Annotated in this window: 9 protein-coding genes; 5 read left to right on the top strand and 4 right to left on the bottom strand. The window is 71.2% G+C overall.

Translation table 11 applies throughout. The features are described from left to right. Positions 1-1,266 precede the first annotated feature (1,266 nt). On the bottom strand, positions 1,267-1,827 hold the full coding sequence (locus ABTW72_RS29510; RefSeq protein ID WP_350864282.1) for a hypothetical protein: 561 nt from the start codon (positions 1,825-1,827) through the stop codon (positions 1,267-1,269). A 785-nt stretch (positions 1,828-2,612) separates the two neighbouring features. Here ABTW72_RS29510 and ABTW72_RS29505 point away from each other — a divergent pair. Further along, positions 2,613-2,954: a hypothetical protein gene (locus ABTW72_RS29505; RefSeq protein WP_091400038.1), complete on the top strand. Its 342-nt coding sequence runs from the start codon at positions 2,613-2,615 to the stop codon at positions 2,952-2,954. Beyond that, positions 2,951-3,610: a nucleotidyl transferase AbiEii/AbiGii toxin family protein gene (locus ABTW72_RS29500; protein WP_350864280.1), complete on the top strand. Its 660-nt coding sequence runs from the start codon at positions 2,951-2,953 to the stop codon at positions 3,608-3,610. The genes ABTW72_RS29505 and ABTW72_RS29500 overlap by 4 nt, the downstream gene beginning before the upstream one ends. Positions 3,611-3,803: 193 nt before the next feature. Here ABTW72_RS29500 and ABTW72_RS29495 read toward each other — a convergent pair whose 3' ends face one another. Then, positions 3,804-4,706 (bottom strand): SDR family oxidoreductase, encoded by a 903-nt coding sequence (locus ABTW72_RS29495; protein ID WP_350864277.1) that lies wholly within the window; start codon positions 4,704-4,706, stop codon positions 3,804-3,806. 186 nt (positions 4,707-4,892) lie between these two features. Between ABTW72_RS29495 and ABTW72_RS29490 the strand changes: the two genes are divergently transcribed. Next, entirely contained in the window at positions 4,893-6,683 is a 1,791-nt protein-coding gene (locus ABTW72_RS29490) for a bifunctional metallophosphatase/5'-nucleotidase (protein ID WP_350864274.1), read from the top strand. Between the two features lie 57 nt (positions 6,684-6,740). Here ABTW72_RS29490 and ABTW72_RS29485 read toward each other — a convergent pair whose 3' ends face one another. Both ABTW72_RS29485 and ABTW72_RS29480 read right to left on the bottom strand, forming a co-directional pair. After that, positions 6,741-6,914 carry a hypothetical protein gene (locus ABTW72_RS29485; RefSeq protein ID WP_350864271.1) on the bottom strand — a complete coding sequence of 58 codons (174 nt, stop codon included), beginning with the start codon at positions 6,912-6,914 and terminating at the stop codon, positions 6,741-6,743. Positions 6,915-6,998: 84 nt separating this feature from the next. Then, positions 6,999-8,159 carry a geranylgeranyl reductase family protein gene (locus tag ABTW72_RS29480; RefSeq protein ID WP_350864268.1) on the bottom strand — a complete coding sequence of 387 codons (1,161 nt, stop codon included), beginning with the start codon at positions 8,157-8,159 and terminating at the stop codon, positions 6,999-7,001. Between the two features lie 148 nt (positions 8,160-8,307). On the opposite strand from ABTW72_RS29480, the gene ABTW72_RS29475 reads away from it, so the two are divergent. Both ABTW72_RS29475 and ABTW72_RS29470 read left to right on the top strand, forming a co-directional pair. Then, a complete protein-coding gene (locus ABTW72_RS29475) occupies positions 8,308-8,544 on the top strand; it encodes a hypothetical protein (RefSeq protein WP_030491902.1) in 237 nt (78 codons plus the stop codon). Positions 8,545-8,629: 85 nt separating this feature from the next. Then, complete coding sequence (locus ABTW72_RS29470) at positions 8,630-10,069, top strand: MFS transporter (RefSeq protein WP_350864265.1); 1,440 nt, start codon at positions 8,630-8,632, stop codon at positions 10,067-10,069. The last annotated feature ends 13 nt before the right edge of the window (positions 10,070-10,082 follow it).

Raw genomic sequence — 10,082 nt, 5'->3', positions numbered from 1 at the left:
GAGCCACCCTCTGAAGATAGGTCAACTGAGACAGGTTCGCGAACCGAGGAAGCGAGACAGCGCCGCCCCCGGCCGGTGGGCCGGGGGCGGCGCTGGTGTCGGTGTGCAGGTCGCCTCTCGGCGAGTGGCACGACGCGGCTCCAGCCGAACGGTATTCCGCGAAGGCGATATTAGGTGAGGCCCGGGGACACTGAGTCACACCGACACTGTCCACAACCAGCCCCCACCCCGCGTTGTTCCCGCACCCCGCGTTGCCCACCATCCATCGCACAGCCAGCCCGCCCGTTCCGCCGCGTGGCGGTCACAGGGCCGCGCCGCACCGCTGTGGTGTCCGCGCGCCGATGGCCTCGGCCGCTCCACTCCCGCCACACCGTCGGTTGGCGTCGGTCGCCGCACCGTCGGTTGGCGTCGGTCGCCGCACCGTCGGTTGGCGTCGGCCGGCCGGTCGCTGGCGTCGGTCGCCACACCGCCGGCTGGCGTCGGCCGGCCGTGGCGTCAACGCCCCGCCGCGCCGCCGCACCGCTGGTGGCGGCGGACGGCCAGCGGCCTCAACGCCCGCTGCTCCGTTGGCCATCCTGCCGCCGGGTCCCCTCGCTGGCTGCACGCCGGTCGCCTCGCGACCACGACACCCGCCATCGCGCTGCGGCTTCGGCCACAACCCACGAGATCTTGGACAGTTTCCGTTCACGCGGAACGGAAACTGTCCAAGATCTGCTGGCAGCCACCAATCCGGACCGCGCCATGCGTCTCCGCCGGCGCGCCATTCGGTTCCGGCGACCGCCAGCTGCCTCCGAGGGGCACCGGCCGGCATCACGGCATCCGCTCCTGGCGGGCATCCGGCGGCGCGGCATCTACCCTCCGGCGGGTACCCGCTGGCATCGCGGCGTCCGCCTCTGGCGGGCACCCGGTGTCGCGGCATTCGCTCCCGGCAGGCACCCGGCGGCATCGCGGCGTCCGCCACCGGCGGGCACCCGGTGTCGCGGCATCCGCTCCCGGCAGGCACCCGGCGGCATCGCGGCGTCCGCCACCGGCGGGCACCCGGTGTCGCGGCATCCGCTCCCGGCAGGCACCCGGCGGGCACCCGGCGGCATCGCGGCGTCCGCCACCAGCGGGCACCCGGTGTCGCGGCATCCGCTCCCGGCGGCGCGACGTGCGCGACCGGCGACCATGTGTCTGCCACACCGAAACGCAAGTGCCGCTGGCCGGCACCCCGGGTTGGGGGTGCCGGCCAGCGGTCGGTGTCGTGCTGTGGTGTGGTGGTGCGGGTCAGCTGTTCCAGTGCTGGGCGACGAGGTCGGTGGCCTGCTGCTCCCACTGGGCGTAGGCGTCCGGGTAGGCCGACACCTGCACGGTCTGCGCGGCCTCGGTCAGCGGCATGTCCTGCCACCCGTCGACCTGCTTCAGGCCCTTGAGGAACGCGGTCGTGGAGTACTCGGGGTCGGTGATCTGCTCCGGCGTACCCCAACCCGAGCTCGGGCGTTGCTGGAACAGGCCCAGCGAGTCGTGGTCGTTGCTGTCGCCCAGGTGACCCAGGTTCTCCAGCTTCGACTCCTGCAGGCTCGTCGCGATCGAGATGACCGCGGCCCGCTCCGGCAGACCAGCCTTCTTCGTCGCGGCGATGATCGCCTTCACGTTCGCGGTCTGCTCGTCGTTGAGGCTGATGTGGGACTGCTCGCCCTGCGGCTTCGGCGCGGCCGACTGCACGGCCACCGCGACCGGCGTGGCATCGGCCGGGTTGGCGTGGGCGGCGATCGGGCCGGCGAAGACACCACCGGCGAACGCGAGACCAGCAACAGACAGCATGCTCTTACGGAAGATCGTGTTCATGAGGGGTAGCTCCTTCGGGGGTAGGACACCCACACCGCCAAAAGGGGGGCGGCGGCAAGGGTGTGAGCACCTCGTCCGGCGCTGCACAAACAAAGGGGAAAAGTTTGGGGGGTGACGCCGTGTCGGGCGTCGGGTCGGCGACCTGGCGAGCGGGGGGGCTCGTGGCGCCGGTCCCTGTGTAACGACCGTCGGGCCGGGGTCATTCCGGGGGCGGCCCATCCATCGGCACCCTCGTCGAGGCGGTGCCTGCGGTCGTTCGTGGGGACTGCAACGACCGGGGGGCCGGGGTCATTCCGGGGGCGGCCCATCCATCAGCACCCTCATCGAGGCGGCGCCCATCGAGTTCGTGGGGACTGCAACGACCGGGCGCGGGCTGGCATTCCCACCCGCGCGACCAGCCCCCACGGTCGGGCGGCGGGTCGGTGGTACTGCGATCGTCAGGGTATGCAACGACCCCGACCCGGCCATGATTCCGGCCCACGCGTGCGCCCGACCACACCCCACCAACACCCACCACCCGGCAAACCACCCAGACGGCACGGCTCACACACGCCCAAACCACCCCCGGCCGAGCCTGATCCACCCGGGTTCACGAAAGTCGGAGCATCCCGGACACCCGGACCCCCCGACTTCATAAAACCCGAGTCGATCACGAACGGGCCGAGCCCACCAGCTCGCGCAAACCGGACAAACTTCGAGGTGATGAGGGCCAGGCGGCGCGCCTGGAGCAGCGTGCTGGGATCGACCTGAGCGACACCGGCTCTGGTGGGCGTTACCCTGACACCATGCAGGCCGTCTCCCCCACCGCAACCGGCGTGGCCTTTCTGGCCCGCCCGGGTCGCCCCGCCGTGGTGGCGCGGACGCTCGCCGAGCTTGCCGGTCCCACCCGAGGTGTGGTGGAGCTGCCGGTACGGCTGATGTGGAACGCCGAGCGCACCTTCGACCTCGGCGACCCCGACCAGCTGCTCTGGATGTACGAGAACGTGCTTCGCGAGACCACTCGGGCCGACGATCTGCGCGCTCTGATCAACGGGCGGACGTTGCGTCGGGTGTGGCGACTGCTCAACCTGCCTCGGGGCGTACGCCAGGCGTGGGAGAGCCGGCACCGCGGCCTGCGCGCGGCGTGATCCAGCCTCATCTGCACGAGTTCTACCGGGAGGTGGCCCGGGTGGCGCTGGCCGCCGCCGGGCCGTACCGATTCGTTCTGGGTGGTGGGGTGGCGTGGGCGGCGCACGGGCTGGTCGCCCGACCGACGGAGGACGTGGACCTCTTCGCGGACGTGGAGGGCGCTGCCGCGGCCGCGTCCGCCGGGGTGCGGGTGGCCCTGGAGCGGGCCGGGTTCACCGTGAGTGATGCCGACCCGGACAGTGAGCTGGCCGAGCTGTTCGACGGGTACGAGCAGGACATGAAGGACTTCGTGGTGAGCCGCGACGGACGGCAGATCCGGCTCAGCCTCGCCCGGTTGGACCGCCAGCAGAGCCCGGTGGTGATGGACCTGGGCCCGGTGATGGACGTCCGTGACCTGGTGGCGAACAAGATCGCGGCGTTGGTCAACCGGCGGGAGGTTCGCGACTTCATCGACGTGGCAGCGGCCCTCGACCACTACGACGTGACCGAACTGTTGGTGCTGGCACGGCAGGTCGACCCCGCGCTGGACCCGGACGACGTGCGCGCCGCCGGCCGTTACCTGGACCGGCTCTCCGACCAACGTTTCGGCCGGTACGGCCTGAGCGCCGCCGACGTCGCCGAGATCCGGCACCGCTTCGCCGCCTGGCCACGCTGAGCAGCGAGCCACACGAGCAGGCCGCACCACCACGGGCCGCGCGAACAAGCCACGCGACCACGCCGCATCAACGACGGCCACGTCGACGAGCCGCACCAACAACGGTCCGCATGAACGGGCCGCATGAACGAGCGGCGCGAGCGGGCCACAACGTCGGGTGGGCATCCCGAGGGGACGCCCACCCGACGGCGGGTCACTTGGTCGGTCGGCCGCCCGTGACTCCCAGGATCTCGCCGGTCACGTAGCTGGACTCCTGCGAGGCGAAGAAGACGTACGCGGGCGCGAGCTCGGCCGGCTGCCCGGGACGCCCCTCCGGGGTGTCGGTGCCGAACTGCTTCACCTTCTCCTCCGGCATGGTGGACGGGATCAGCGGCGTCCACACCGGCCCCGGTGCGACAGCGTTGACCCGGATGCCCTGCTCGGCCAGGTCGGCGGCGAGGGCCTTGGTGAAGTTGGCGATCCCCGCCTTGGTGGTGGCGTAGTCCAGCAGCTGCGGCGACGGGTCGAACGCCTGGATCGACGACGTGTTGATGATCGCCGACCCCTCGGCCAGGTGGGGAATGGCGGCCTTGCAGAGCCAGAACATCGCGTACAGGTTGGTCTTGAACACCCGGTCGAACTGGTCGGTGCTGATGCCGAGGATTCCCTTGTCCTGCGACATCTGGTACGCCGCGTTGTTGACCAGGATGTCGAGGCCACCCAGTTCGCGCACCGCCCGGTCGACCAGTTCCTGGCAGTGCGCCTCGTCGGTGATGTCACCGCGTACCGCGACGCCCCGCCGGCCGGCGGCCTCGACCAGCCGGATGGTCTCCCGGGCGTCGGCGTCCTCCTCCTCGCCGAGGTAGGAGATGAGCACGTCCGCGCCCTCCCGGGCGAAGGCGATCGCGACCGCCCGGCCGATCCCCGAGTCACCGCCGGTGATCAGCGCCCGCTTGCCGTCGAGCTTGCCGCTGCCCCGGTACGACTCCTCCCCGTGGTCCGGCTTCGGGGTCATCTCCCGGGTCGAGCCGGGCGCTGACTGCTGCTGTGCGGGCTGACCGGACTGCTGGCCGTACTGGCTGGTCGGGTCCTGCTGGGTGTGCTGGTCCTCGCTCACTGAAATTCTCCTCGCTGCGCGCGGGAAGCGGGGCTCTCCCGCGGATGTCGTCCCTGACCGCCCTACCCTGCGTCGGCCTGCGGAAACCGCCGCGACGACCGGGGCTGCCGTGGCGGCAGTGCCAGCTGCTGGTTATGGTGCGCAAGGCGCTCACGAGGCGCGTCCACCCCCATGGAAAGGCACGTCATGACCTCTCCCTCCGGCCCGTCGCGCCGCCAGGTGCTCGTCGCCGCGGCGGCCGCGGCGACCACCCCGCTGATCGCCGCCGCGCCCGCGCAGGCGGCCGGCGCGGCCCGCCCGCGCACCTGGGACCTCACCCTCCTGGGCACGTCGGACACGCACGGAAACGTCTACAACTGGGACTACTACCGCGACGCCGAGTACGACGACAGCAAGCAGAACGACATCGGCGTGGCGAAGCTGGCGACCCTGATCAACCAGATCCGTCGGGAGCGGCGCGGCAAGGCGACGCTGGTGCTCGACGCGGGCGACACGATCCAGGGCACGCCGCTGGCCACGTACTACGCCAAGCAGGAGCCGATCACCGCCACCGGGGAGAAGCACCCGATGGCACGGGCCATGAACGTCATCGACTACGACGCGGTGACCCTGGGCAACCACGAGTTCAACTACGGTCTGCCGTTGCTGGACCTGTGGATCCGCCAGCTCGGCTTCCCGGCGCTCGCCGCGAACGCCGTCAACGCGACGACCGGCAAGCCCGCCTTCCTGCCGTACGTCATCAAGAAGGTCTCCCTCGGTTTCGCCGCGCCGACCCTGCGGGTCGGCATCCTGGGGTTGACCAATCCCGGTGTGGCCATCTGGGACAAGGGCAACGTCGAGGGCAAGCTGCGCTTCGACGACATGATCGCGACCGCCGCGAAGTGGGTGCCGATCATGCGGGCCCGTGGCGCGGACCTCGTGCTGATCTCGGCGCACGGCGGTGACAGCGGCACCTCCAGCTATGGCCCGGAGCTGCCGAACGAGAACCCGGTGGCGCTGATCGCCCAGCAGGTGCCGGGGATCGACGCGATCCTCTTCGGTCACGCGCACAACGAGGTGGTCGAGCGGTTCGTCACCAACGAGCGCACCGGCACGCAGGTGCTGCTCTCCGAGCCGTCGAAGTGGGGCCAGCGACTCACCCGGATGGACTTCACCCTCACCCGTGAGCGTGGCCGGTGGACGATCACCAAGAAGGCCGCCACCATGCTGAACACCAACACCGTGGTCGAGGACCCGAAGGTGCTCGCCGCCGTGCGGGCCCAGCACCAGAAGACCGTGGCGTACGTCAACCAGGTCGTCGCCACGTCCACCGTGGAGCTGTCGGCGGCGGAGTCGCGGTACAAGGACACGCCGATCCTGGACTTCATCAACCACGTGCAGACCGAGGTGGTCGGCGCGGCGCTGGTCGGCACGGCGTACGCGGACCTGCCGGTGCTGTCGATCGCGGCGCCGTTCAGCCGGACCGCCGTCTTCCCCGCCGGCGACGTGAAGATCCGCGACGTGGCCGGCCTGTACGTGTACGACAACACCCTCGAGGCGGTCGTGCTCAGCGGGGCCGAGGTGCGCGCCTACCTGGAGTACTCGGCGAAGTACTTCCGTACGGTCGCGCCGGGCGCCCCGGTCGACCCGGAGCAGATCAGCGACCCGGCGGTGCCGGACTACAACTACGACGTCTTCTCCGGCCTGGACTACGACATCGACATCTCCAAGCCGGTCGGGCAGCGGATCACCCGGCTGGTGCTGTCCGGCACCGACACCCCGGTGGCGGACAACGCCCAGTTCGTGGTGGCGGTGAACAACTACCGGCGCAGCGGGGGTGGCAACTTCCCCGGCATCGTGAAGACCCAGGTCTACAACGCGCAGCAGGAGATCCGCCAGCTGCTCATCGACTGGGCGCAGGCCAAGGGGACGATCGACCCGGCCGACTTCTTCCAGCCCAACTGGCGTCTGGTCCGCGAGGGCGTGCCCGTCTTCTGACCGCAGCGCATCACGAACGGGCCGTGGGTGGCGACACCCGCGGCCCGCCGCGCGTTCTCAGCCCTGCACGTTCCAGCGGATCGGATCCTCGGACTCCTCCGGCCGGTCGCGCCCGGGATCGGTCTCGGTCAGGGCCACCCGCTCGTCGGGACGGACGGCGGGCGGCAACTCCCCGAACCGCACGTGGCGCAGAAACGCGTACTCGTCGTCGGTGAACGGCTGCTCGGTCATCAGCGCCTCCTCCTGCTCCGCTGTGATTGTCCGGCGGCCACACGGGTCGACACCAGTAGTCGAGCGCACACCCTGTAAGGCGTCCTAGGATCCTGGGTGAGCAGTGGTGGCCTGGCGCGATGGATGGGACAACCGGTCGAGCACCGCGAGAGCGGCCCGGATCGGGCGGCGGCGCAGCATCTCGTCGAAGCTCGCCCGCCCCTGGCAAAACTGCACGAACATCCGCCAGCCCGGCGGGGTCGCCAACAGGGCGTGGAACACGTCCGGGCGACGGGTGAACACGTCGAGCAGCCGGAAGCCCGCCCGCATCTCCGGCAGCAGGTGCTCGGCCACCGCCCGCTCGTAGCCGGCCAGGTCACCGCCCGCGACCGCAGCTCCGGCCAGCTCGCCGGAGCGCAGCGCGAAGCTGATGCCCTCCCGGCTCCACGGTTCCAGCAAACCGGCCGCATCCCCGACGACCAGCACCCGGCCGTTGCGCAACGGTGAATCCTCCGCCCGACAACGGGTCAGGTGACCGGAGTCGTGCTCCGCCGGCAACCCGGTCAGACCCAACCGGTCGACGAACCGCCGCAGGTAGTCACGGGTCCCCTCCCCCGCCCCGCGCGCGGCGATCACGCCGACGGTCAGCCGGTCGCCCTTGGGAAAGACCCAGGCGTACGACCCCGGCATGGCACCCCAGTCCAGCAGCAGCCGGCCCCGCCACCGCTCCTGCTCGACGGGCGGCACCGGAATCTCCAACTCCAGACCCAGATCCACCTGCCGGTAGCGAACCCCGACGTGCCGCCCGGTCACCCCCGACGAGCCGTCCGCCCCGATCACGGCACGAGCCGCGATGGTCGTACCGTCGGCCAGCCGCAGGCGTACCCCCTCGGGGTCCTGCTCGATCGCGCGGACCGCGACCCGCTCCCGCAGCTGCGCGCCGGCGGCGACCGCGGCCGCGCGCAGCCGGTCGTCGAACTCCTCGCGGCGCACCATCGTCACCACCGGACTGCCGTTGCGGCGGGTGAACTCCCGACGGCCGTCGCGGGTGAATGTCACCCGGTCCACCCGGTCGTGCGCGGGCACCTCGATCCGATCCTGGACGGCCGCCAGCGAGGTGCCGATCAGGCCACCGCCGCAGGTCTTGTACCGCGGGTGAACGGCTCGCTCGACGACAAGGGTGGACACGCCCGCACGGGCAGCGGCGTGCGCCGCGGACAGCCCCGCGGGGCCAGCGCCGACAACGACGAGATCCCAAACGATCACGGAAGCAGCCTAGGGCACCTCCCTCGCCCGACCGCCGGACCCGCCCGCCGTCGCGACCGCCCGATCGGGTGTGCATCTTCGGGCACCGAGGGGGTAACCGGCGCACGGCAGCCGCCACCGCAGTGGCGGCCGAGCAGAAGGAGGAACCATGCAGCAGGTGCAACTGTCGGAGGCCGAGCAACGGGTGTACCAGGCGGTCACCACCCTGGAGGCACGCGGGCAGGTGCCCTATCCGGACCTGATCGCCGAGGAATCCGGGCTCACCGAGGAGCAGGTGGGCAGCCCCTTGCACCTGCTCACCGAGAAGGGCCTGCTGCACCGCGAGGACTCACCGATGGCCGGCCTCGACTTCGGCCCCCGGTTCTGCGCCCGCCAGATGGCGTGACCCGCGGAACCAACCGGCACGGTTCGCCCCCCGAAGACCCGGGTAGCGGTCAACCATGGATGGCCAAGGGTCGACGGGGGGCACGATGAGCGCGGCGCAGACGCCGCAGCCGGTGACCGCGGCCGAGAACCGACGACGCTGGCAGGCGGTCGGCGTCGGACTCGTCGCCGCCTTCATGACGCTGCTCGACGTGAGCATCGTCAACGTGGCCGTGCCCTCCATCGACCGGGCGCTGCACGCGTCGTCGAGCGATCTGCAGTGGATTCTCTCCGGGTACGCGCTCACCTTCGGCCTGGCACTGGTGCCCGCCGGCCGGTTCGGCGACGCCCGCGGCCGGCGCAACGCCTTCGTCTTCGGCATCGCGCTGTTCACCATCACCAGCGCGCTCGCCGGCCTCGCCACCTCCCCGACCTGGCTGGTCATCGCCCGGTTGTTGCAGGGCGCCGCCGCCGGCATCGTCAACCCCCAGGTCATCGGGCTGATCCAGCAACTGTTCCGCGGGCCCGAACGCGCCCGCCCGTTCGGGCTGCTCGGCGCCACCATCGGCATCTCCACCGCCGTCGGGCCGCTGCTCGGCGGACTGCTCATCGCCATCGGCGGCGAGGAACACGGCTGGCGCTGGGTGTTCTTCGTCAACGTGCCGGTCGGTGTCCTCGCGGTGATCCTCGGCTGGCGGCTGCTGCCCGGGCGCCCCACCGGTCAACCCGGCTGGCATCGACTCGACCCCGTCGGCGTCCTGCTGCTCGGCATCGGTGTGGTCCTCGTCCTGCTGCCACTGGTGCAGGAGCAGCAGTGGCGGACCCCGTGGAAGTGGGCGCTCATCCCGGCCGGCCTGGCGGTGCTGGTCGCCTTCGGGCTCTGGGAGCGGCGGTACGCACGCCAGCACCAGCCCCTGTTCGACCTCCGACTGTTCAGCTTCCAGTCGTACACGCTGGGCTCGATCCTGGCGCTCGTCTACTTCGGCGGCTTCACCGCGATCTTCTTCATCTTCACCCTGTTCCTGCAGATGGGGCTCGGCTACAGCGCGCTCGTCGCCGGCCTGGCCATCACCCCCTTCGCCCTGGGCTCCGCGGCCGCCGCCGTGCTCGGTGGCCGCATCGTCAACCGCTTCGGCCGACCACTGGTGGCCATCGGACTGCTCACCGTGGTGGTCGGACTGGCCGCCACGGTGATCGCACTGCGCCTCTTCCCGGACGCCCCGGCGCCCTGGGTCACCGCCGGCCCACTGCTCGTCGCCGGCATCGGCAGCGGACTGGTGATCGCCCCCAACCAGACGATCACCCTCTCCGAGGTGCCGGTCGATCAGGCGGGCAGCGGCGCTGGCATGCTCCAGACCGGCCAGCGGATCGGCGCCGCCGCCGGCATCGCCGCCGTCGGCTCGCTGTTCTTCTCCACGTTGGCCGACAGCCGCGGGGACTGGACCAACGCCTTCGAACAGTCCCTCATGCTCGCCGCCGGCATCATCGCGCTCGCGCTGATCACCGCGCTGATCGATATCAGGCGGAGTCACCACCACAAAACCTGACCGGGGTACGCCG

The sequence above is a fragment of the Micromonospora sp. NPDC127501 genome (assembly GCF_040302185.1).
Taxonomy (GTDB): domain Bacteria; phylum Actinomycetota; class Actinomycetes; order Mycobacteriales; family Micromonosporaceae; genus Micromonospora.
Note: the sequence above shows the minus strand (reverse complement) of the source record. Positions and strands in the feature narration are given on the sequence as shown.